The organism is Arthrobacter sp. ISL-72 (assembly GCF_018613755.1).
In the GTDB taxonomy this organism is placed as follows: domain Bacteria; phylum Actinomycetota; class Actinomycetes; order Actinomycetales; family Micrococcaceae; genus Arthrobacter.
Genome location: NZ_JAGGPP010000018.1, coordinates 17,264 through 38,345, shown reverse-complemented (window position 1 = coordinate 38,345; position 21,082 = coordinate 17,264). Strand labels below are relative to the sequence as shown.

The 21,082-nt window shown below is 64.9% G+C and carries 23 protein-coding genes; 11 read left to right on the top strand and 12 right to left on the bottom strand.

All coding sequences use genetic code 11. The features are described from left to right. Positions 1 to 2: 2 nt before the first annotated feature. The 3 genes from J7I92_RS16000 to J7I92_RS15990 form a co-directional block, all read right to left on the bottom strand. Positions 3 to 314, bottom strand: a complete 312-nt coding sequence (locus tag J7I92_RS16000; protein WP_214842095.1) for a DUF1508 domain-containing protein — start codon at positions 312 to 314, stop codon at positions 3 to 5. Positions 315 to 473: 159 nt separating this feature from the next. Then, positions 474 to 1,346 carry a fumarylacetoacetate hydrolase family protein gene (locus J7I92_RS15995; protein ID WP_214842092.1) on the bottom strand — a complete coding sequence of 291 codons (873 nt, stop codon included), beginning with the start codon at positions 1,344 to 1,346 and terminating at the stop codon, positions 474 to 476. Between the two features lie 137 nt (positions 1,347 to 1,483). Beyond that, on the bottom strand, positions 1,484 to 3,277 hold the full coding sequence (locus J7I92_RS15990) for a glycoside hydrolase family 15 protein (RefSeq protein WP_214842090.1): 1,794 nt from the start codon (positions 3,275 to 3,277) through the stop codon (positions 1,484 to 1,486). Positions 3,278 to 3,324: 47 nt separating this feature from the next. On the opposite strand from J7I92_RS15990, the gene J7I92_RS15985 reads away from it, so the two are divergent. Further along, complete coding sequence (locus J7I92_RS15985; protein WP_214842089.1) at positions 3,325 to 4,056, top strand: DUF72 domain-containing protein; 732 nt, start codon at positions 3,325 to 3,327, stop codon at positions 4,054 to 4,056. A 55-nt stretch (positions 4,057 to 4,111) separates the two neighbouring features. Beyond that, positions 4,112 to 5,170, top strand: coding sequence for an App1 family protein (locus tag J7I92_RS15980; RefSeq protein ID WP_251040019.1), 1,059 nt, complete (start codon positions 4,112 to 4,114; stop codon positions 5,168 to 5,170). A 41-nt stretch (positions 5,171 to 5,211) separates the two neighbouring features. Here the strand turns inward: J7I92_RS15980 and J7I92_RS15975 are convergent, their stop codons facing one another. From J7I92_RS15975 to J7I92_RS15960, 4 genes are all read right to left on the bottom strand, one after another. Then, entirely contained in the window at positions 5,212 to 6,741 is a 1,530-nt protein-coding gene (locus tag J7I92_RS15975; RefSeq protein WP_214842084.1) for a glycoside hydrolase family 1 protein, read from the bottom strand. A gap of 41 nt (positions 6,742 to 6,782) precedes the next feature. Further along, entirely contained in the window at positions 6,783 to 7,172 is a 390-nt protein-coding gene (locus J7I92_RS15970) for a hypothetical protein (RefSeq protein ID WP_214842083.1), read from the bottom strand. A gap of 14 nt (positions 7,173 to 7,186) precedes the next feature. Continuing rightward, positions 7,187 to 7,576, bottom strand: a complete 390-nt coding sequence (locus tag J7I92_RS15965) for a J domain-containing protein (protein ID WP_214842080.1) — start codon at positions 7,574 to 7,576, stop codon at positions 7,187 to 7,189. 78 nt (positions 7,577 to 7,654) lie between these two features. Beyond that, on the bottom strand, positions 7,655 to 8,080 hold the full coding sequence (locus tag J7I92_RS15960; RefSeq protein WP_214842154.1) for an Hsp20/alpha crystallin family protein: 426 nt from the start codon (positions 8,078 to 8,080) through the stop codon (positions 7,655 to 7,657). A gap of 139 nt (positions 8,081 to 8,219) precedes the next feature. Between J7I92_RS15960 and J7I92_RS15955 the strand changes: the two genes are divergently transcribed. Next, complete coding sequence (locus J7I92_RS15955; RefSeq protein WP_214842078.1) at positions 8,220 to 8,564, top strand: MerR family transcriptional regulator; 345 nt, start codon at positions 8,220 to 8,222, stop codon at positions 8,562 to 8,564. Between the two features lie 21 nt (positions 8,565 to 8,585). Here J7I92_RS15955 and J7I92_RS15950 read toward each other — a convergent pair whose 3' ends face one another. Then, positions 8,586 to 8,891, bottom strand: coding sequence for an MmcQ/YjbR family DNA-binding protein (locus J7I92_RS15950; RefSeq protein ID WP_214842077.1), 306 nt, complete (start codon positions 8,889 to 8,891; stop codon positions 8,586 to 8,588). Between the two features lie 6 nt (positions 8,892 to 8,897). Next, positions 8,898 to 9,680 carry a phosphatase PAP2 family protein gene (locus J7I92_RS15945; protein ID WP_214842076.1) on the bottom strand — a complete coding sequence of 261 codons (783 nt, stop codon included), beginning with the start codon at positions 9,678 to 9,680 and terminating at the stop codon, positions 8,898 to 8,900. A 234-nt stretch (positions 9,681 to 9,914) separates the two neighbouring features. On the opposite strand from J7I92_RS15945, the gene J7I92_RS15940 reads away from it, so the two are divergent. The 6 genes from J7I92_RS15940 to J7I92_RS15915 all read left to right on the top strand — a co-directional run bounded on the left by J7I92_RS15940 (position 9,915) and on the right by J7I92_RS15915 (position 15,745). After that, positions 9,915 to 10,955, top strand: coding sequence for a DNA alkylation repair protein (locus tag J7I92_RS15940; protein WP_251040018.1), 1,041 nt, complete (start codon positions 9,915 to 9,917; stop codon positions 10,953 to 10,955). A 233-nt stretch (positions 10,956 to 11,188) separates the two neighbouring features. Then, entirely contained in the window at positions 11,189 to 12,316 is a 1,128-nt protein-coding gene (gene chvE, locus J7I92_RS15935) for a multiple monosaccharide ABC transporter substrate-binding protein (protein ID WP_214842075.1), read from the top strand. Between the two features lie 99 nt (positions 12,317 to 12,415). Then, a complete protein-coding gene (gene mmsA / locus J7I92_RS15930) occupies positions 12,416 to 13,945 on the top strand; it encodes a multiple monosaccharide ABC transporter ATP-binding protein (RefSeq protein WP_214842074.1) in 1,530 nt (509 codons plus the stop codon). A 5-nt stretch (positions 13,946 to 13,950) separates the two neighbouring features. After that, entirely contained in the window at positions 13,951 to 15,258 is a 1,308-nt protein-coding gene (mmsB, locus tag J7I92_RS15925) for a multiple monosaccharide ABC transporter permease (RefSeq protein ID WP_251040016.1), read from the top strand. Between the two features lie 48 nt (positions 15,259 to 15,306). Beyond that, positions 15,307 to 15,516 carry a hypothetical protein gene (locus tag J7I92_RS15920; protein WP_214842073.1) on the top strand — a complete coding sequence of 70 codons (210 nt, stop codon included), beginning with the start codon at positions 15,307 to 15,309 and terminating at the stop codon, positions 15,514 to 15,516. A gap of 10 nt (positions 15,517 to 15,526) precedes the next feature. Further along, positions 15,527 to 15,745, top strand: coding sequence for a hypothetical protein (locus tag J7I92_RS15915; RefSeq protein WP_214842072.1), 219 nt, complete (start codon positions 15,527 to 15,529; stop codon positions 15,743 to 15,745). A 55-nt stretch (positions 15,746 to 15,800) separates the two neighbouring features. Here J7I92_RS15915 and J7I92_RS15910 read toward each other — a convergent pair whose 3' ends face one another. Continuing rightward, positions 15,801 to 16,673 carry an NAD(P)-dependent oxidoreductase gene (locus J7I92_RS15910; protein WP_214842070.1) on the bottom strand — a complete coding sequence of 291 codons (873 nt, stop codon included), beginning with the start codon at positions 16,671 to 16,673 and terminating at the stop codon, positions 15,801 to 15,803. Between the two features lie 186 nt (positions 16,674 to 16,859). Next, positions 16,860 to 17,177, bottom strand: a complete 318-nt coding sequence (locus J7I92_RS15905; protein ID WP_214842067.1) for a DUF3040 domain-containing protein — start codon at positions 17,175 to 17,177, stop codon at positions 16,860 to 16,862. 254 nt (positions 17,178 to 17,431) lie between these two features. On the opposite strand from J7I92_RS15905, the gene J7I92_RS15900 reads away from it, so the two are divergent. Continuing rightward, the gene (locus J7I92_RS15900) at positions 17,432 to 18,049 is read left to right on the top strand and encodes a response regulator transcription factor (protein ID WP_214842064.1); all 618 of its coding nucleotides are present in this window, start codon (positions 17,432 to 17,434) and stop codon (positions 18,047 to 18,049) included. Positions 18,050 to 18,088: 39 nt separating this feature from the next. Here the strand turns inward: J7I92_RS15900 and J7I92_RS15895 are convergent, their stop codons facing one another. Beyond that, positions 18,089 to 19,759, bottom strand: a complete 1,671-nt coding sequence (locus J7I92_RS15895) for a GAF domain-containing sensor histidine kinase (protein WP_214842061.1) — start codon at positions 19,757 to 19,759, stop codon at positions 18,089 to 18,091. Positions 19,760 to 20,014: 255 nt separating this feature from the next. On the opposite strand from J7I92_RS15895, the gene J7I92_RS15890 reads away from it, so the two are divergent. Continuing rightward, entirely contained in the window at positions 20,015 to 21,070 is a 1,056-nt protein-coding gene (locus tag J7I92_RS15890; protein ID WP_214842058.1) for a glycosyltransferase family 4 protein, read from the top strand. The last annotated feature ends 12 nt before the right edge of the window (positions 21,071 to 21,082 follow it).

The window sequence follows — 21,082 nt, the reverse complement described above, 5'->3', positions numbered from 1 at the left end:
GATCAGAGATGCGTCCGGGCCCGTTTGTGCCCAATGACTCCCGCCGGCCGGCCGGCCCCAAGAACGCCGATGTTTTTCGGCGATGTGGTGTGCTGCCGCACGGGTGGCTGCTTGAGGGGAGCGGACTCCTGGCTCGCGCTGAGGTCGCGGATCAGTCCGGTACCCGCAATCTCCCTTGCCCTGGCCACGCCGGCGGCGGCTGCCCGCTTGGTCGGGAAGGTAACTGAGATGGCCATCAGGTTTCCGCTGCCGTCGATAAGCCTGACGCGGTACCCGCCGTCGGGGGCATCAACAAGCTCGAAATATCCAGCCATTGCAACTCCTCCGTTCGTCGCCCCAAGATGAGGTATTAGTAAGTATACTTACCTATCCGAATTACGGAAGTCTTGAAGTTACCCGGGAGTTGATTACACTCAGGCGTTGATCACCGAAAGCACGCAGCCGGCGGGGTCCTTGAACCACCGGATTGCACTTTAAGGGGCCGTGGCGCGCCGCAGAAGCTGGCGCTGACGGCCAAGCCCCTCGACTTCAAGCTCCAGCACATCGCCGTCCTCAAGGTAGGGGAAACGCCCGGAGAGGGCCACTCCCTCGGGCGTTCCGGTAAGGACAACATCGCCTGGTTCCAGAACCATGAACTGGCTCAGGTGATGGACCACGGCCGGGACATCGAAGATGAGATCGGCCGTGGACGAGTCCTGCCGCAACTCGCCGTTCACCCAGCTCCGCAGCCGCAGGGCCGACGGATCCAGCTCGGAGGCCGGAACGAACCAGGGCCCAATGGGTGTGGACGCGGGGAGTGACTTTCCTTTGACCCACTGGCCGGCGGCGCCGGGCAGCTGATAGTCGCGCTCGGAGAGGTCGTTAGCCAGGACGTAGCCAGCGACGCAGTCAGCGGCTTCCTCAGCCGAGGTCAGATAGGAGGCGCGCCGCCCGATTACGACGGCCAGCTCAACTTCCCAGTCGTACTTGCGGGACAGCGGCGGGATGGGGGCGTCGTCGAACGGCCCTGCCACGGTGTTGCTTGGCTTCAGGAAGACGACCGGAACCTCCGGCACGGCGGCACCGGATTCGGCGGCGTGGCCGGCATAGTTCAGTCCGATGCCTATCACGGCGCCCGGGCGGGCCAGCGGAGCGCCGGCGCGCAGCCCGGTGGCGTCGACGATCTCTGCAAGGATCCCGGCGGCAAGGGCCTCGCGGACCCGGGCGACGCCGTCGTTTTCCAGGAACCTTCCGTCGATGTCCGCCGTAATACCATCCAGGGAAAACCACTTCCCGTCGGCCTCAGGCCCGCCGGGCTGAACGGCCGGCTGTTCCCTGCCTGGATCTCCGAGACGCGCAAATTTCACCGGTCCACACTCCTTCGTGCCCTGCTCCGTAGCTTCCGTGACCATGGAACCACGCAACGGACGCCGGCCCCCAGCCGAACCAAATGTGACCAGCCGGCAGCCGGCGGCCTCGCGGGGCCTGGAAGAACCCGCCGCGATCAGTGCCCGTGCATGGGAGCGTCGCTGCGCTGAACACTGTCCTCGTGCAGCTCCAGTGCGCTCATGACCAGCGCGAAATGACTGAAGGCCTGCGGCGTGTTTCCCAGCTGGCGGCCCGAGTCCACGCCCCATTCCTCGCTGAGGAGGCCAACATCGTTGCGCAGTGCGAGCAGCCGTTCGAACAGTTCCTGGGCCTCGCTGCGCCGGCCCACACCGATGAGCGCTTCCACCAGCCAGAAGGAGCAGGCAAGGAAGACGCCTTCGTCGCCGGGCAAGCCGTCGTCGACGTCGGCCGGGCGGTAGCGGAGCAGGAACCCGTCATGGGTGAGTTCACGCTGCACGGCCTCAACAGTGCCCACCACCTTCGGGTCATCGGGCGGCAGGAAGCCGACGCGCGGTATCAGCAGCAGGCTCGCGTCCAGCTCGGGCCGTCCGTAGGACTGCACAAAGGTATTGCGTTCCGCGTCGTAGCCGTTGGCCATGACGTCGGCACGGATGGTGTCGCGCAGCTCCTCCCAGCGGTCGGCCGGCCCCACCAGCCCGTACTCCCGCACACCCTGGACCATGCGGTCCGCCGCAACCCACGCCATGACTTTTGAGTGCGTGAAGTGGCGCCGCGGCCCGCGCACCTCCCAGAGTCCGTTGTCCGGGCGGTCCCAGGCGCGTTCAAGATGTTCCATGAGGGCGACCTGCACGTCCCAGGCCTCGTCGGTGTGCTTCAGCAGGGAGTGCCGGGTCAGGGCAAGGCAATCCAGCACTTCGCCCCAGACGTCCAGCTGAAGCTGGCCGGCAGCACCGTTCCCGATGCGCACCGGAGTGGACTTTTCGTAGCCTTCCAGCCACGGGAGCTCCATTTCAGGCAGCCGGCGCTCGCCATGGATGCCGTACATGATCTGCAAATCCGCCGGATCGCCGGCCACGGCCCGAAGCAGCCAGTCCCGCCACGAGGCGGCTTCCTCCGTGTAGCCTGCGGCCAGCAGGGCCTGCAGCGTCAGCGTGGCGTCCCGCAGCCAGCAGTAGCGGTAATCCCAGTTCCGCGGACCGCCCAGCTGCTCCGGCAACGACGTGGTCACCGCCGCCACGATCCCGCCGGTGGGAGCGTAGGTCAGCGCCTTAAGCGTGATCAGCGAGCGCTCGATGGCATCCCGGTACGGTCCGGTGATGGTGCATTTCGCGGACCACTGCTGCCAGAACTTTTCAGTGGACGCCAGCACAGCCTCCGGATCGATAGTCCGGGGCCGGCGGAAGTGGCTGGGGGTCCACGTCAGTACGAAGGGGATCCGCTCCCCCGCCCGCACCGTGAAATCGCTGATGGTCTGCATCTTCTCGCCGCGCAGCGGCGCCTTCGTGACGAGGTATGCCGCATCGGGACCGGCGATGGCGTGGATGCCGTGGTCGTCGTGCCGTACCCACGGCACGATGTGCCCGTAGTCGAACCGCAGCGCCAGTTCGCCGCGCATCCTGACGGTGCCGCGCACGCCCACCACGATCCGCACAATATCCGCCACGTTGTCACGGGGCGGCATGAAGTCAATAACCTTCACTTTGCCGCTGGCAGTTTCCCATTCGGTTTCCAGGATCAGCGTGCCCTTGCGGTAGTGGCGCCGGGTGCAGTTGCCGGCTCCCTCCGGGGCGAGCAGCCACCTCCCGGATTTCGGGCTGTCCAGCAGCGCATTGAAGCAGGCCGGGGAGTCAAACCGGGGCAAGCACAGCCAGTCGATGGAGCCTTCAGTGCTGATGAGCGCTGCTGTCTGCGTATCGCCCACCACTGCGTAATCCTCGATGCGTGGCATGGACCTTACAGTGCCACAACCTGCCGCAGCCGACTACTATCCGAGGCATGGGGATCCACATTGGCACGTCCGGCTGGAGCTACGACCACTGGGAGAACGTGCTCTACCCGCCGGGCCTTCCCGCCCGCGACCGGCTGGCGCACTACGTAGCCCGCTTCAGCACCGTGGAGCTCAACGCGAGCTTCTACCGCTGGCCACGTGAGTCGTCGTTCACCAGCTGGCGCCGACGCCTGCCCGAGGGGTTCGCGATGTCGGTTAAGGCGCCGCGCGGGCTGACGCACGGGAAGAAGCTTTACGGCCCCGAAGTCTGGGTGGACCGGATCATCAAGTGCTGGCATGAGCTGGACGGGAAACGGGCCGTGCTGCTGGTCCAGCTCCCGCCGGATTTTGCCCGGGACGATGCACGCCTTGACTACTTCCTGTCGGCCTTGCCGTGGTGGATCCGGGTGGCCGTGGAGTTCCGCCATCCCAGCTGGGACCACCCCGATGTCTACGCCCTGCTGGAACGCCGCAGCGCCGCCTACTGCATCATGAGCGGCGCGAACCTTCCCTGCATCCTGCGGGCAACAGCGCCTTTCGTCTACATCCGCATGCACGGCCCGGACCATCAGCACCTTTACGGGGGTTCCTATTCGGACGACGATCTCCGGTGGTGGGCGGACCGGATCCGGGAGTGGCGCAGTTCAGGCAAGGACGTGTTTGTGTATTTCAACAACGACGGCGGCGGCAACGCCGTGCGGAACTCGGACACACTGCGGTGGATCCTGGGGGACGGCTGACGGAATGTTTCCCCGTCGCCGTCTTCGGGAAGCGCGGTTATGGCAAAGTGGAGGCATGGAACTGGCGTCGCAGGAATCACAGTTGCCCGGAACCCACGCGCTTCGGGTGGCACACAAGGTCTCGGATACGACCAACAACATCCGCATCCAGCTGGCCAGGCGCTGGAACTTTTCTCCGCAGACGGTTGCTTACCAGGGGTACGGCTCCACTTCGTGGGTACGGGTCCTTGGCCGCGTGGTGCTGACCACCAAGCCCAAACCGGGCAGCCGGGCCGAGCACGCCGCGAAGAACGGCAACCAGAACGTCCGCGGCTGGCGGGCCTTCACCAGCGTGCCCTTGCAGTTCACCGAGGTGGACATCGAAATCGGCGGCGTGACCACCCGCGTCAAGGCGGACCGGGGCGGGCTGGTGGACACTGTGGTGGATGTTGCGCTTCCGCCGGGGTGGAACACGGCAACCCTGCGCGCCCAAGGCACCGAGGCTGTGCAGGCCAGCATCCTGGTGATCGGCCCGGACACCAAATTCGGCATCGTGTCCGACATCGACGACACCGTGATGGTCACCGCCCTCCCGCGGCCTTTCCTGGCCCTCTGGAACACGTTTGTGCTCAGTGAGCGTGCACGGATGGCCACGCCGGGCATGCCTGTGCTGATGGACCGGCTGGTGGTTGAGCACCCGGACGCGCCCGTGATGTACCTGTCGACCGGGCCGTGGAATGCGGCCCCCACGTTGGCCAGGTTCCTCAGCCGCAACATGTATCCCGCGGGCCCGCTGCTCCTGACCGACTGGGGGCTGACGCAGGACCGCTGGTTCCGTAGCGGCCAGGAACATAAGAACGGCAACCTGGACCGGCTGGCCCGGGAATTCCCGGACGTGAAGTGGCTCCTGATCGGGGACAACGGCCAACACGACGAACAGATCTATTCCAGGTTCGCCAGGGACCACGGCGACCGCGTCGCAGCCATAGCCATCCGCCAGCTCTCGGTTAGCGAATCGGTGCTGGCCGGCGGGCACTCGGAAACGGGCGACCACAGCGCCTCATCCGTCCCGTGGATCTACTCCCCCGACGGCGCGGGAATCACCAAAGGCCTGGCCGACCTGAAAATCGTCTGAGCCCCGGCAAATAAGCCGAAGCCACCGCGGCGCGGGCTAACCTAGGCCTCGGCCGCAGGTTCGGCCTCAGGTTCCGCCTCAGGTTCCAGCCCAGTGGAGATGACGGCGCCGACGGCTGCCGCGGCGGCGTCCTTGCGGGCAGCAAGCATCTCCTGAAGCCAGTAGTAGGAGGCCTTGGGTGTCCTCTCCTGCGTGCCGGGGTCGACGTGGAGGAGGCCGAAGGGCTGCTTGTATCCCGCTGACCATTCGAAGTTGTCCAGCAGCGACCACACGTAGTAGCCCTTCAGGTCAATCGATTCCGCGGGCCCGCCCGGCGCCGTGGCTTCCAGCGCGGTGGCGATGTGCTGTGCCAGATAACGGATCCGCCGTTCGTCGGGGATCATGATCTGCCCGGATGCGTGGTCGGTGATAATCACATCTTCAAAGCTGGCCCCGCCCTCGGTGATGAACACCGGAGGCAGGTCCGGGTACCGCTCGGCCATTTCGCCGAGGGCAACCGCCATGTATTCAGGCTTGATGGGCCAGCCGTAGGCGGTTATTTCGGCGTCCGGAAACGAGGTGATGTGGAACGGGGCCCCGGGCGTCGTCCCGCTGAGGTCGTCTCCCATGGCCTCCGCCATGCCGGGCGGAACCGATCCCTCGCCGGGGCCGGCCGCGACACATGTCGGCATGTAGTAATTCAGACCGTAGTAGTCCAGCGGCTGGGAGATTAGGCGCATGTCCTCGTCCGAGGGACTGAACGAGGTGAAGAACGTGGCCGCCCGGATCGCGTCCGGGTATTTGCCCAGGAGGACAGGGTCTGCGAACAGCCGGTTTTGGGCCACATCCATCAGGCCCGAACTCAGCTTGTCCAGCGGGTTGATCGACGCCGGCAGCATGGGCGAGTACACGTTGGTCATACCGATCTCACCGGGAACGTTTGCCGCGCGCAGAGCCTGGAGCGCAAGCCCGTGGCCCAGAAGCTGATGGTGGACCGTGGGCAGTGCCTTGAGGAGCAGCGCTTCGCCAGGGGCGTGGAGGCCCAGGGCGTAGCCGTTGGTGGTGACGGTTGCGGGTTCGTTGACGGTGCACCAGCGGGCCACCCGGTCACCATAGGCTGCAGCGGCAATCGCTGCGAACTCGCCAAGGCGGTACGCGGTGTCGCGGTTCATCCAGCCGCCGGCCTCGTCAAGCGGCAACGGAGTGTCCCAGTGGTAGAGGGTCACCATGGGTGAGATTCCGCTGGCCAGCAGCTGGTCCAGCAGCCGGTCGTAAAAATCCAGCCCGGCGCTGTTCACGGGCCCGCTGCCGCCCGGCTGGATGCGGGACCACGACAGCGAGAAGCGGTAGGAATCGATGCCCAGGTGCTTCATCAGGGCAACATCCTCGGGCATGCGGTGATAGTGGTCGCAGGCGATGGCCGGGCTGTGGTCATCAACAATGGCACCGGGCTTCGCGGCGAAAACATCCCAGCCTGACGGCCCCCGGCCGTCCTCATCGAGGGCGCCCTCAATCTGGAATGCCGCTGTGGCGATGCCCAGGGTGAAGGCTGGCGGGATCTTGGCAGCCAGGTCTTTGGCGGAGAAGGTCATCGGCTCGATCCCCTATGTAGTTACCGGGTAGTAGATTGATCTTAGTGCACGGGGGCCTCGGAACCGTAGAGGAATTCCTTGGCGTGGGCCAGTGCCTTTTTGAAGGCGTCGTTGCGGAGCATGACCAGGTGCTCCGTGTCGTCCGCCGTCGGTTCCAGATATCCGGTGAAGCCCGGGCGCAGCACCCAAATGTCACCGGCCGGCGGCAGGTAAAAGACTCCAAAGGACCGGTGCTGGGTGTCGTCCACCGACCAGATGGGAACGACCGCAAGCGCAGCGCCTGTTTCGGGATTGATCCACTGGGCCCGCGGGAGCGGCTCCTCATGGGCTTCCGGATCCAGGAACGGGGCTGTGCCCACTCCCCACCGTTGTTCAAAACGTTCATGAAACGCCGGAATAAGGTGGGAATCGTAACGGCGCCACGCACTCATGGATACTCCTTCGGTTAGCTTTGTTTGTCATTCGATCCCCGGCCGGGGCCGCGTTCCCAACGCACCGGGGTCACCCGCAGCAGCGGCGGTTGCTTCGGCTGCACATGGCGTACCGGAACCTGGCGTACCGGCACCTGGCGGGCCGTCGCCTGGCGCGGCGCGCTCGGGGCAGGTTGGACCGGCCGCAGCGTGCGGTCGTACTCCGCGCGGGTCTTGGGATCACGAAGGACGGCGAACGCCTCCATGATTCCCAGCAGGCGGCTGGTTCCTTCCTCGGACGTACCGCGCTCGACGTCGGGATGGTGGACGCGCATGAGGGCGCGGTATGCACGGGCGATTTCCTGCCCCGTTGCTGTCCTGCCCACCTTCAGGATGGCGTAGTAGTCAGGCGGGTGATTGCTCATGGCCGCTCTCCTACTCCTCTACGGCGGACGGGGGCGGCCACCGGTCGTTATCGGCGGCCGCCCCATGTCCGGTTCGGACTAGGTGCTGATCTCGTGCATCTTGTCCTTCTTGCCTTCGATCTCGATCTTGCGGGGCTTCGCAGTCTCGGCCACGGGGATGCGCAGCGTCAGGACGCCGGCGTCATAGGTTGCCTTCACGTTCTCCGTGTCCAGCGTGTCGCCGAGGATGAGCTGGCGGCTGAAGACACCGCGGGGACGTTCCGAAATTACGAGCTCCACGTTGGGCTGCGTTTGATCCCGCCGTTCCGCCCGAACGGTCAGGACATTGCGTTCGACATTGAGGTCGACGGAGTCGATGTCCACACCCGGCAGGTCAAACGAGACGACGAAGGTGCCGTCCTCCTGCCAGGCATCCATCGGCATTGCAGCCGGCCTTGCCTGCGTCCCGAACACCTGCTGGGTCAGCCTGTCCAGCTCACGGAACGGGTCCGTACGCATCAACATCATTTCCCACTCCTTCAGCGTGGTTGTTGCAGTTCCATCGGTCTACCCGCCCCCAATATCTGTGGTGGCGGATATAGATTTTTTATAGCACCGGTGAGAAACTGTGGCAAGGGCAAAATGAGGAAAATTTTGGAGGATCATGGCAGCGCATGATGGGGAGGCAGGTGTCTACGCGATCTCCGTGGTGGCGCATCTTGTAGGGACCGGACAACAGAACATCAGGCTCTACGAACGGAAGGGCCTGCTGACGCCGGAGCGCACTTCCGGCGGCACCCGGCAATACAGCGACTCGGACCTGGCCGTACTCAAACGGATCGCCGAACTGCTGGACGAAGGCCTCAACCTCGCCGGAGTGGCGAAGGTGCTGGAGCTTGAGGCTGCCAACGCCAAGCTTCGCTTGCAGCTGCAGCAGGCCCGCCGGCGCTCCGGCACCAGCCCGGGCACCAACACGGGAACCAGCCCGGGATCCGGCTCGGGGACTTGAGCCGGGAACGCGGGCTGTTTGCTACCGCCGGCCGCCGGCGATCAGGTAGGACTCCTCGAGTAGTTCCGCCAGCTCCCCGGCGTCGATCCGGTCCAGCCGGACCAGGACGAGCTGTGGTGAGCGTTCGTGATGCGGAGTCCAGAAATACGTCTTCGGGTAAGTTCCGGCGAGCGCTTCCCGCTCCCGGGTCTTGACGGTGAGGATGCCGTCCTCCCAGATCCTGGCCATAAGCGTCCGGGCAAACCACGCGGGCCGGTTCCAGCTGGGCCGCTCGGTGACGCCCGGCAGTGCGGTGCACAGGCGGCGGACGTCCTCCTCGCTGGCCATTTTTTGCTAGCTTTCCACCGTATCGGCCTTGGACAGTTCACCGGTGATCTGCTCACCGGGGATGCGGGCCGTGCGCCAGGTATCCACTGCGATGACCGCACCCAGGACCACGAAGGAAATAAACAGCGAAGCCAGCGCGTCACTCACCCAGTGGTAACCCAGGTAGAGCCGGCTGATCGATGCAAGGAAAATCCCGACGACGGCCGCGGCAAAGCCTGCCACCGCCGGCCAGGTGCTTTGGCGCCGCGAGAAGATAAGAAACGCTGTGACCAGCAGAAAATCGCAGGCACCGAGCACGTGCCCGGAAGGAAAGGAGAACGTGACGTCCGGACCGAACAGCATGAGGTCCAGCGGCGGTCGCTGGCGTCCCACCGACCGGCCGATGATCTGGGCCAGCGCAACTCCGGTGAGCATGGCCCCGGCCAGCACCAGGGGGCGCCAAGCATGCTTGGCGGCGATGCCCCAGGCCACGGTGACCACCAGGATGATGATCGGCAGCGCCACCGGACCGAAAACGATCGCCAGGAAGATCATGACGCCGGTGAGGGGCTCCGACCGCTGACTGACCAGCCAGGACCGGGCGGGTTCGTCCAGGCCGGTCAGTCCGTCCCGCCCCAGGACATCCGTCAAGGTCAGCAGGAACAGGCCGGCGCCCAGGACCATCAGGATCATGGCGATCCGGTAGAGGTTCTTCCTGGAGGCAGCACTCATGTACCGCTCTTCAACCACGAATTTCTCGTGGAAGACCCGCCACCAGCGGGGCGATTTCCGTGGGCGATCCTCAACCATTTGCCGCTTCCGCCTCTGCAGTCCTGAAAGATTTATATCCGCTGACATTATCCCGGTTCCGCGGTTTTGGCGCCGGAGGAACGGCAACCCGCGGCCGCCGGCGCCGCATGGCCGGAACATCCTCCCCCGGAACCGGCTGCGACGGTAGCCTGACAGCATGGGCGCCATGAACGAACTGATAGACCAAGCCGCCGTGGGCAGGCTGATCCGCGTGCTGGAGGACGCCGCCCCCGCATGGCCTGGTCCCGCCTCGCGGAGGCGGGGGCTTCGCTCGCGGACCTCAGCCTTCGCGAACGCACCGACCACGTGAGCCGGGGAATGCTCGCGGATCTCGCCGCCGCGGGCATTCCGGCGGCGGATTACCCGGCGGCGGCGCGCATCTTCCGCCGCGCCCTCCTGGACCAGGAGTTCACCGGATGGACTCTCTGGCCGGTTACCGAAACAGCAGTGACGCTGGCCCTCGGCTCCTTCGAACAGGCCGATTTCGAAGACTGCCTCCAGTTGCTCGCCGAACTGACTCCACGGCTGACCGGCGAGTTCGCCATCCGGCGCCTGTTGGCCGCCGACCTGGACCGCGCGCTCGCCGTCGCACTGACCTGGACCACCCACCCCGATGAGCATGTGCGCCGCCTCGCCAGCGAAGGCACCCGCCCCTATCTTCCTTGGGCCGTCAGGGTTCCTGAGCTCGTCCGGCGGCCCGAGGCCACGATCCCCATCCTCGACGCCCTGTACCGGGACCCGCACGAGTATGTCCGCCGCTCGGTGGCCAGTCACCTCAACGACCTGGCCCGCCACTCCCCCGACGCGGTGCTGGCAGCGGCCACAGCCTGGACAGCCAGGCCGGACGCCAATACGCCATGGGTGGTCCGCCACGGACTGCGGACCCTGATCAAGAAAGCCCACCCGGGCGCCTTGGCCCTGCAGGGCTTTACGCCGGCGTCGGTGGCGGTGACGCCGCCGCAGCTGGACCGGAGCACGGTGTCGTCGCCACCGGCGGACCTCTCCTTCACTTTCGAGATTTCCAACACGGGCGCCGATCCTGCCCGGCTGGCAGTGGACTACATCGTGCATTACATGAAGGCGAACGGCTCACAAGCGGAAAAGGTCTTCAAGCTCTCTGCCCTGACCCTGAACCCCGGCGAAACCAGAACGGTGTCCAAACGCCATTCCTTCCGCCAGATGACCACCCGGGTGCACCATCCGGGCAGTCATGCCCTGGAACTTCAGATCAACGGCGTCCGGTACGCTCACACAGAGTTCGTCGTCGTAGTCTGAGCCTCATTGTGACGGTAAGGTGGACCGCGCGAATAAATGTGATTTGACTCACAAGAACAGCGCCAGTTATGCTCATTCCAATGTTGTTAGCGCTAACATTACAGCAGTTCGAAAAATACAGCAGTTCACCGCCCGTCCGGATATCACAACCGGCTGGCCTCCGCCGGGAAGCGCAGATGCCTTCCGGCTTAGCACCAATTCGCGGACGGAGTCGTCCGCGGAAGGAGATATACGTGAGAATCAAGAAACTCCTGGGCGCAGTCGCCGTCGTCCTCGCAGTCACAGTGGGGGCCACGGGGTGCGGAAGCCGGGGCGGAGCGGCGAGTCCATCGTCCGGCAGCGCCGATGCGGCGGGCGCGCTCGTCGGCATTTCGATGCCCACCCAGACGTCCGAACGCTGGATCGCGGACGGCAAGAACGTCTCCGATTCAGTCACGAAGCTCGGCTACAAGGCGGACCTGCAGTTCGCAAATGACGACATCCCCACCCAGGTGTCGCAGATCGAAAACATGCTGACCAAGGGCGCCAAGGCCCTCATCATCGCCGCCATCGACGGCACCACGCTGACCGACGTCCTCGCCAAGGCGAAGGAGCAGAACGTCAAGGTCATCGCATACGACCGCCTGATCAACGGCACTCCTAACGTCGATTACTACACCACCTTCGACAACTACACAGTGGGCGTCCAGCAGGCGACGTCGCTTCTGACCGGCCTGGGCCTCCTCGACGCCAGCGGCAAGAAGGTGGAAGGCAAGGGCCCGTTCAACGTTGAGCTCTTCGCAGGCAGCCCGGATGACAACAACGCCAACTTCTTCTGGACCGGTGCGATGGACACGCTCAAGCCGTTCCTGGACGCCGGAACCCTGAAGGTCCCCAGCGGCCAAACCAAGTTCGAGCAGGCAGCCATCCTCCGCTGGCAGGCCCCGGTTGCCCAGAAGCGCATGGAGGACATCCTCACCGCGGCATACAGCTCCGGCACCAAGCTTGACGGCGTGCTCTCCCCCTACGACGGCCTGTCCATCGGCATCATCTCCGCCCTGACCAGCACCGGCGGCTACGCCAAGGGAAGCCTGCCGGTCGTCACCGGACAGGACGCCGAGAAGGGCTCCGTGAAGTCCATCATCGCCGGCGAGCAGTACTCCACCATCTTCAAGGACACCCGCAAGCTGGGTGAGCAGGCAGTGAAAATGGTTGACGCCGTCCTGAAGGGCCAGGAGCCTGAAACCAACGACACGAAAACCTACAACAACAAGGTCAAGGTGGTCCCGGCCTACCTGCTCGAGTCCGTGATCATCACCAACGACAATTACAAGAAGGAACTGATCGATTCCGGTTATTACACGGAGGCCGACATCAAGTAGCCGCCGTACCGGGTGCGGCAGGGCTTAGGCCCGGCCGCACCCCAACCGGGGACACTGCATCCGCAGGAGTCCGGCTCTGACAAGTCATCGGGAATCACCATGAACGTACCTATTCTTCAAATGCGGGGAATCACCAAAACCTTTCCCGGGGTAAAAGCCCTCCAGGACGTCACCCTGGACGTGAACCGCGGCGAGGTGCATGCCATCTGCGGTGAAAACGGCGCAGGAAAATCCACCCTCATGAAAGTCCTCTCCGGGGTGTACGCGCACAACACGTTTGAAGGCGACATCCTCTTCGAGAACGAACCATGCGACTTTTCCAGCATCAGCGACAGTGAAAAGCGCGGCATCGTGATCATCCACCAGGAACTGGCGCTGAGCCCGTACCTTTCGATCGCCGAGAACATCTACCTCGGCAACGAGCAGGCCCGCAACGGCTGGGTGGACTGGCGCAAAACGAACCTCGAAGCGGCCAAGCTGCTCGCGCGCGTCGGACTGAGCGAAAACCCCGTTACGCCGATCCAGCACATCAGCGTGGGCAAGCAGCAGCTGGTCGAAATCGCCAAGGCACTCTCGAAGGAAGTGAAGCTCCTCATTCTCGATGAGCCCACCGCCGCGCTCAACGACGAGGACTCGGACCACCTGCTGGACCTCATCCTGCACCTGAAGGGCCAGGGCGTCACCAGCATTATCATCAGCCACAAACTGAACGAAATCCGCAAGGTCGCCGACGCCGTCACCATCATCCGGGACGGCAAGTCGATTGAGACCCTGCGGCTCGACCAGGGACAGATCACCCAGGAACGCATCATCCGCGGCATGGTGGGCCGCGACCTCGAAAGCCTGTACCCGGACCGCACGCCCAGCATCGGCGAGGAAGTCCTCCGCATCGAAGACTGGACCGTACAGCACCCGCAGGACCACACCCGCACCGTGGTCCACAACGCCAGCCTCAACGTCCGGAAGGGCGAAGTGGTGGGCCTGGCCGGACTCATGGGCGCCGGCCGGACCGAACTGGCCATGAGCATCTTCGGCCGGACGTACGGCCGTGCAGTATCAGGCAAGGTGTTCAAGTACGGCAAGGAAATCAACACGGCCACGGTCTCCGACGCCATCCGGCACGGCATCGCCTACGCCACTGAGGACCGTAAGCACTACGGACTGAACCTGATCGAAGACATCAAGCGCAACATCTCCATGGCGGCCCTGCACAAGCTGGCCAAGCGCGGCTGGGTGGATAAGAACGAAGAAACCACCGTGGCCAACCGCTACCGGAAGAGCATGAACATCAAGGCGCCCTCCGTTGCAGCAATCACGGGGAAGCTCTCGGGCGGTAACCAGCAAAAAGTCGTGCTGAGCAAATGGATGTTCTCCGACCCGGACGTGCTGATCCTCGATGAACCGACCCGCGGCATCGATGTCGGGGCCAAGTTCGAGATCTACACGATCATCGCCGAGCTGGCAGCAGAGGGGAAGGCCGTCATCGTCATCTCCTCCGAGCTCCCGGAGCTCCTGGGCATCTGCGACAGGATCTACACCCTGTCAGCGGGCCACGTCACCGGTGAGGTTCCGATCGCCGAGGCCAGCCAGGAAACCCTCATGCACTTCATGACCCAAGAGAAGGAATAGCGAACATGTCCGCCCTACGAGAATCCCTTGGCTTTCTTACAAGCCGCCTCCGCCAGGTTGGCATCTTCGTCGCCCTGATCCTCATCGTCCTGCTCTTCCAGGTCCTGACTGACGGCATCCTGCTGCAGCCGCAGAACGTCACCAACCTCGTGGTCCAGAACAGCTACATCCTGATCCTGGCCATAGGCATGGTCATGGTCATCATCGCCGGCCATATCGACCTCTCTGTCGGCTCCATCGCCGGCTTTATCGGCGCGGTATCGGGTGTGATGATCGTGCATTGGGGGTGGGCCTGGTGGATCGCCATCCCGGCCTGCCTGCTCGTCGGTGCCCTGGTGGGCGCCTGGCAGGGCTATTGGATCGCCTATGTGGGCATTCCCGCCTTCATCGTGACACTGGCCGGCATGCTGATCTTCCGCGGACTGACCCTGATCACGCTAAAAAACCAGCAGATCACCCCGTTTCCCGCCGAACTGCGCGCCCTGGGCGGCGGCTTCCTGCCCGACATTTCCGGCGGCAATTCGGTACTGGAATGGCTGACCGTCATCCTAGGCGTCGGAGGCACGGCAGCGATCCTCTTCCAGGCCATCAAGGAGCGCAGGATCCGCCGCCGCTTCAACCTGGAGAACGAACCGATGGCGTGGTTTGCCATCAAGACCGGGTTCATTGCGCTGCTGATGCTCGCCATCACGTTCCTGCTCGCCAGCTACCGGGGAACGCCCATCGTGCTCATCGTGCTGGCCGTCCTCGTCATCGTCTACTCGGCCCTCATGAACAACAGCATCTTCGGCCGCCACACCTATGCCATCGGCGGCAACCTCCACGCAGCTGAACTGTCAGGCATCAAAACCAAGGCCGTGACGTTCCGGCTGTTCGTGAACATGGGTGTGCTGGCCGCGCTGGCGGGCCTGGTGTTCACCGCCCGCCTGAACTCCGCCCAGCCTGCCGGCGGCACCGGCTTCGAACTGGACTCCATCGCTGCAGCCTTCATCGGCGGCGCCGCAGTCCAGGGCGGCATCGGCACCGTGGCGGGAGCCATGGTGGGCGGCCTGATCATGGGCGTGCTCAACAACGGCATGTCCATCCTGGGCCTCGGCACTGATTACCAGCAGCTCATCAAGGGCCTAGTCCTCCTCCTTGCCGTCGGATTCGACATCTTCAACAAGAACCGCAGCAGCGGCGGCGGATCCGGCATCGGTAAACGGTTCAAGCTCAAGACCACTCCCCCTGCCGGCACGGAAACCAAGGAACCGGCTGCTGACCGTCCGGTGGCTGTTCCAGCCGGCAGCCAGCAGGCTGTCCGGAACCCCTGAGCCAGTCCCCCGCGCCGGAAGCCCGATACAGCCAGAAAGGTAAGGTCCATGTCCACTGTCATTGCACCGATCTACATCGAAGTGGCAAGCCGGCACCTCTTGGACGAACGCCTCGAGGCCGCCGTCCGCGACCTCCGCGAGGTTGCCATGCGTACCGGGAGCCACGGCATCCTGATCACGCGAAACAGCCCCGGACACTACACCGCGGCTCTGTCCGACCAGGTTCCGTTCGGGATGACCCGCGAAGTGATTCGCTAGAGGACGCCGCATGTCCGAGGCACCGGAGGACTGGCAACTGCTGATTGGCAGCTGGATCGAGCTGCGGCGCGGGGATCAGCTTGTCCGCACCGGCGAAGTCGAAGCCGTGACGTCCGACTCGTCCATCATGTGGCTCAAGTTCAACGGCACCCATCCCCGTCAGCTGGTTGCCAAGACAGACGGTTATGCGGTCTACCCGGTCCGCGACGGGCTCACTGAAGGGAACTGAAAGGAGGGCCGACGGCGGCAGTCACCTGCCGCCGTCGGCCCTCCTTTGGTGTTCCTCAGTCCTCGGTGGGCGTAGTGCGGTTCGAGTGGTAGTGGCGCCAGCTGTGCTCCGGGGCGAACCCGAGGAGGCGCCTGGCTTTGTCAATGGACAGCAGGGTTTCGTGCTCGCCAAGCTGCTTGACCACCTTGACGTCGGGAAAAACTTCCGCCGCAAGGCTGGCACTCGAGCGGCTCATGACCGTGTCTTTGTTGGCGATGATGAAGGCCTCAAACCCCGGCTGGCCGTTCTCCAAGGCCCGCGCCACGGCCTGGGCCCCATCCCGGCCGTCGATGTAGCCCCACAGGTTCCACTTCCGCAGCGTGGCGTCGGCGTCGAAGGAAGGAAAGTCCTCGTAGTCTTCCGGATCCATCACATTGGAGAACCGCAGGCCGGTGATGCTCAGCTCGGGGTCCCAGCGGGTCAGCTGGATGGCCATCTGCTCTTCCAGGTGCTTCACCATCGAGTAGGTGCTCTCCGGCCGGGCCGGATACTCCTCGTCCACCGGGATATAGGGCGGGTCGATGTCGAACGGCAGCCCCAGCACGGTCTCGCTCGAAGCGTACACAATCTTCTTGATCCCGGCACGGCGGGCGGCCTGGAAGACGTTGTAGGTGGCGAGCATGTTGTTCTCGAACGTGGCCGCGTCGGGCGCCAGGCCGGGAGCGGGAATGGCCCCCAGGTGCACGATCGCGTCGAAGCCCTGGTGCCGGTCATCGAGGCCGAGAATGACGTCCAGCACCTGCCCGTAGTTCCGCAGGTCCACTTCGGCGAAGCCGCGGCCCCTGGTGCCCGCACGGTCCAGGTTCAGGACGTCGTGGCCGTCCTCGGACAACCTTCGGACCACGCTCCTGCCCAGTTTTCCGCTTCCTCCGGTAACAGCAACTCTCATCGGGAACTCCTCTGGCTTGTGGCGGCCCCCGCTGGCCGCGGCGCCCGTCATTCCACCCTAGAGGCGCGCAGGTACGGATGCAGCCCTTCTGGCTGGCCCTCCGAGTCCTAGGAAAAGACGTCCCTGCCCTGCCGGCGCTGCCCAGCGCGGCGGGGTGTTTGGAGTCGGATGCTGAAGAGCAGGTCTTCAGATATGCTGCGACTGGCCCGGTAAGCCCATGCTCGGACGGCCGAAGGGCAGCCTGCTCGGGCTGATGCCGAACGAGGCGTAGTAGCCGCCCGCGACCATGACCGCGAACCCTGCGATGCCCAGGTACAAAAGCTGCAGGGCAGCGCCCGCGATCACGGCGGCGAATCCGCAGACCACGCACAGTGCACCGAGCACAACCCGGCGCATCAGGGAACGCGACTGCCCCTCCATGCGCGCGGCGAATCGCGGATCATCCTCGTGGAGCGACTGCTCCATCTGCCTGAGGACGTCCCTTTCATGTTCAGAAAGCGGCATCGTTGACCTCCGAACCGGATTGATATTAAGGATCGTCCCGGATTCGATTAAGTCAATAGTGCCGAAAGTCATGGTCAGGTCCCGTTTATTTTGGGCCCCCGCAAGCGGCTGCCAGGCGGCGCCCGGCCGGTAGTCAGGGACATCAACGGGGCGGGCCGTTCAGTGACTTTATGCCCTGATCCTGCTTCGCATCGAGGTTCTAACCTGAAGGCATGAACGCGGTGAGCACCGCGTGTCAAAATCCCGGGAGCGTCATGAAGGCAACAACGGCGGGCGTTGTTGGGGGAGCTCGTGTGTATATCCTCGACAGCCACGCCCTGGTGCGGCTGGGCCTCCGCGAGCTGCTGGAAGAGGCGCACTTCGTGGTGGTCGGTGAGACCGGATCGGCTGCCGAGGCAAGCCGCCGGATCCCGGCACTGCGTCCCGACCTGGTGGTCATCGGCGCCCACTTGCCTGACGGCACCGGCATCGGGGCCTGCCGGGAAATCCTCTCCGACAACCCGACGCTCCGGTGCCTGCTCCTCAGCAGTTACGACGACGAGCATGCCCTCAGCGCCGCAGTGCTGGCCGGTGCGGCCGGCTACGTGCTCCGGCAGTTACCCGGGACTGCCGTTATCGAGGGAATCCGCAAGGTCGCCACCGGCGAATCGTTGCTGGCTCCCAATGCTGGACGTTCGGTGATGGACGGCTTGCTCAACACGGAGGCCGGCGTACTCAGCGCCCTGACGTCCGATGAACTGCGGGTCCTGGACCTCATGGGGCGGGGGCTGACGAATCGCCAGATCAGCGAAGAAACCAGCTTCGCGCACACTGCCGTCAGGATCCAGGTGGCCGGAATCCTCGCGAAGCTGGGCTTCGAGCTCCGCTTCTAGGGCCGCTTCGACCCAAGGCCGCCCACGTCGAAGTACCACTCAGATAGAAGGGGCGGCCCAGGTCAGGCGGGTGCCGCGTCCCGGGCTGCTCTTAATGGAGCATTCCCCGCCGAGGACCCTTGCCCGGTGTTTCATGTTCGCGATGCCGCTGACGCGCGTGGGGTTTTCGAATCCGCAGCCGTTGTCCGCGATCCGTAGCTCCACCCTGTCGGGGCGGGCGGTGAGCGAGATGTCGATTTGGTCAGCACCGGAGTGCCGGACCGCGTTGCTTAGTCCCTCGGAAAGCACCGGAAGCAACTGCTCGACGACGGCGTCGGGAACCGCGTCGTCCACGGGTCCCGTCAGCTGCACCTTCGGCGAAAAATCCGAATTGCGGATGCCCTCGTGGATGGTCCGCATGATGAGGCCCGTCAGCGGTTCCTTCTGGCCGTGGCCGGTCCGCATGGAGTAGATGGTGTCCCGGAGCTCGTGAATGGTGCCGTCCAGTTCGGCCGTTACGGCGGAAATCCGTTCCTGGGCCACGGGGTCGGGGATGTACCGGCGCAGGCTCTGCATGCTCAGGCCCGCCCCGAAGAGCCGCTGGATCACCAGGTCGTGCAGGTCGCGTGCGATCCTGTCGCGGTCAATGGACAGCAGCTGCTCCTCACGCCGTTGCCGGGCGCGGACCAGCCCGAGCGCGAGACCCACCCGGGAGCCGAAAACGGCGCTGGACTGCAGATCGGACTGGAGGTAAACGGCGCCTCCTGCGGGACGTGCGAGGATCAGCAGCCCCCGTTCGCTGCTCTTGCGCCCCAGCGCCGCCACCAGCAGCGGACCCAGCTTCTCCCCGGATTCGGTTCCGAAAACCTCGGAGGGGTCCCGGACCAGGGCGGACAATCCTGTTTCCAGGACTTCGGCGGTGACTCCGGAAGCCTGCAATTCCTGTCCTGCAAATCCGGATTGCACCCCGACCATCGTCCGGCAGCGCTGGGTGCCGTCCGCATCGGGGTACGCGATCACGGCCAGGATCGAGTCGGACACAGTCAATGCCCGCTCCGCCACGAGGTCCAGGTTGTCCATTTCGTGCGGGAAGAGCGCCGAACTGAGCTGGTCGCTGACCTCAAGCCCGGCCTCAAGCCAGCGCTGGCGCCGCCTTGTGTCCTCATACAGCCGCGCGTTCTCGATCGCGACGCCGGCGGCCGCCGCGAGCGCCAAAGCCAGCTCCTGGTCCTCAGGGGTGAACGGCCCGCCGTCGAGCTTCTCGGTCAAGTAGAGGTTTCCAAAAACGGAACCACGGACCCTGACGGGTACGCCCAGGAACGTCTTCATGTCCGGGTGGTTCGGCGGGAAGCCGCTGGCCATTTCATGCGAACCGAGATTATCCAGCCGCAGCGCCTCCGGTTGGCGGATCAGGTGTCCCAGCACCCCGCGGCCGGTGGGGACCTCGCCGATCAGCCGCGCGCCGTCGTCGTCGATTCCCACGGTGATGAAGTGCCCCAGCTTGTTGTCGTCATCGATCACGCCAAGCCCGCCGTAGCGCGCGCCGACCAGCTCGCACGCGGACTGCACCACCCGGTCCAGCACTGCTTCGAGGCTCAGGTCTTCGGTGAGCGAAACCACGGCGCCCAGCAAGCCCTGCATCTGGTCCTGGGCACGCACCAATTCGTCCGCCCGGGACACGAAGTCGCGCAACAGGTCCTCGGTGCGCCGTCGGATAGGTTCACGCCACATGGCGCCACTGATAAAGCTCAAATACCCGAATGTCCGGGCTCATGCGACTCCCCACGGCAGCAACACACTGACGGCGGTCTGCTTCACCGTACTTTTGTGCATCAACCCCAGACTGATGAGTCAACACTACCAAGGCGGACATAGGCGCTCAAGGGCGGCGAGCGGGACTAAAGGCACTGTAAAACCGCATCCGGGGCTGGGAAGCTGAAGGAGCGCCTTACCGTGGCTTCCCGGCATGTGAGGAGGTGGTCCGGCGTGCGCATCGGACTGATCGCTCCGCCGTGGCTGCCGGTGCCTCCTCCCCGCTACGGCGGGACCGAAGTGGTGGTGGACGGTCTGGCCCGCGGACTGGTTGCCGCCGGTCACGAGGTACTGCTGGCGGCGCCGTCGGGAAGCACCTGCCCGGTTCCGCTGGTGCCGGACATGCCCGAGCCCGGCGCGGGCACGTCCGCCGGCTGGTCGGCTGTCACCGAGCTCTATCACGTCGCCCGGGCCTACGCCGCCATGACGGATGTGGACCTGGTGCACGACCACACCGTGGCCGGGCCTTTCTTCCGGAACCGGCCTGCTTCCCTTCCCGTGGTGACCACCAACCACGGACCGTTCAGCTCCCTCCTGGGAGACCTGTACCGCCTGATAGGACCCGAAGTGGCCATGGTGGCCATCTCACACCGCCAGGCCGCTGACGCCGCCGGTGCCAGGGTGGACCGGGTGATCCACCACGGCATCGATGTGGCTGCCGTACCGCGCGGTGCGGGCGACGGCGGGTATGTGGCCTTCCTCGGACGGATGAGTCCGGACAAGGGGCCGCGGGAGGCGATCCTGATCGCCCGGCAGGCGGGATTCAGGCTGCTGATGTCCGCCCGTGTCCAGGGCAGGCAGGAAGAGGACTACTTCGAGAGCCAGATTGCCCCGCTCCTGGGGCCGGAAGCGGAGTTCGTGGGTGAACTGAGCGCCCGGGAGAAGTACCAGCTGATGGGCGGCGCAGTGGCGTTCCTCAACCCCATCCAGTGGCCGGAACCCTTCGGCCTGGTGATGATCGAGGCACTGGCCACCGGCACTCCCGTAGTCGGCACCGGTTACGGTGCGGCTCCTGAAATCGTGGACGACGGCGTGACGGGCTACCTCCGGACCGGCACCGGCGAGCTGGCCGAAGCCCTGTCCCGGGCCCCCGGCCTGGACCGGGACGCCTGCCGCCGGGCCGCCGAGGTGCGCTTTAGCCTCGGGCGCATGGTGGCCGATCACGTCTCCTTGTACCAGCAGCTGCTGCAGGACAACGTGCTGCGGCACGGGCGCTACGAGGGACGCTAACACTGTGTAACC

Bases quoted from the DNA above. Each gene is read 5' to 3' on its own strand.
- J7I92_RS15910 (WP_214842070.1), bottom strand. From the start codon at position 16,673: ATGAGAGTTGCTGTTACCGGAGGAAGCGGAAAACTGGGCAGGAGCGTG.
- mmsA (WP_214842074.1), top strand. From the start codon at position 12,416: ATGAACGTACCTATTCTTCAAATGCGGGGAATCACCAAAACCTTTCCC.
- J7I92_RS15985 (WP_214842089.1), top strand. From the start codon at position 3,325: ATGGGGATCCACATTGGCACGTCCGGCTGGAGCTACGACCACTGGGAG.
- J7I92_RS15940 (WP_251040018.1), top strand. From the start codon at position 9,915: ATGGCCTGGTCCCGCCTCGCGGAGGCGGGGGCTTCGCTCGCGGACCTC.
- J7I92_RS15915 (WP_214842072.1), top strand. From the start codon at position 15,527: ATGTCCGAGGCACCGGAGGACTGGCAACTGCTGATTGGCAGCTGGATC.
- J7I92_RS15950 (WP_214842077.1), bottom strand. From the start codon at position 8,891: ATGGCCAGCGAGGAGGACGTCCGCCGCCTGTGCACCGCACTGCCGGGC.
- J7I92_RS16000 (WP_214842095.1), bottom strand. From the start codon at position 314: ATGGCTGGATATTTCGAGCTTGTTGATGCCCCCGACGGCGGGTACCGC.
- J7I92_RS15970 (WP_214842083.1), bottom strand. From the start codon at position 7,172: ATGAGTGCGTGGCGCCGTTACGATTCCCACCTTATTCCGGCGTTTCAT.
- J7I92_RS15990 (WP_214842090.1), bottom strand. From the start codon at position 3,277: ATGCCACGCATCGAGGATTACGCAGTGGTGGGCGATACGCAGACAGCA.
- J7I92_RS15960 (WP_214842154.1), bottom strand. From the start codon at position 8,080: ATGTTGATGCGTACGGACCCGTTCCGTGAGCTGGACAGGCTGACCCAG.
- mmsB (WP_251040016.1), top strand. From the start codon at position 13,951: ATGTCCGCCCTACGAGAATCCCTTGGCTTTCTTACAAGCCGCCTCCGC.
- J7I92_RS15965 (WP_214842080.1), bottom strand. From the start codon at position 7,576: ATGAGCAATCACCCGCCTGACTACTACGCCATCCTGAAGGTGGGCAGG.
- J7I92_RS15895 (WP_214842061.1), bottom strand. From the start codon at position 19,759: ATGTGGCGTGAACCTATCCGACGGCGCACCGAGGACCTGTTGCGCGAC.
- J7I92_RS15920 (WP_214842073.1), top strand. From the start codon at position 15,307: ATGTCCACTGTCATTGCACCGATCTACATCGAAGTGGCAAGCCGGCAC.
- J7I92_RS15975 (WP_214842084.1), bottom strand. From the start codon at position 6,741: ATGACCTTCTCCGCCAAAGACCTGGCTGCCAAGATCCCGCCAGCCTTC.
- J7I92_RS15945 (WP_214842076.1), bottom strand. From the start codon at position 9,680: ATGGTTGAGGATCGCCCACGGAAATCGCCCCGCTGGTGGCGGGTCTTC.
- J7I92_RS15955 (WP_214842078.1), top strand. From the start codon at position 8,220: ATGGCAGCGCATGATGGGGAGGCAGGTGTCTACGCGATCTCCGTGGTG.
- J7I92_RS15980 (WP_251040019.1), top strand. From the start codon at position 4,112: ATGGAACTGGCGTCGCAGGAATCACAGTTGCCCGGAACCCACGCGCTT.
- J7I92_RS15900 (WP_214842064.1), top strand. From the start codon at position 17,432: ATGAAGGCAACAACGGCGGGCGTTGTTGGGGGAGCTCGTGTGTATATC.
- J7I92_RS15905 (WP_214842067.1), bottom strand. From the start codon at position 17,177: ATGCCGCTTTCTGAACATGAAAGGGACGTCCTCAGGCAGATGGAGCAG.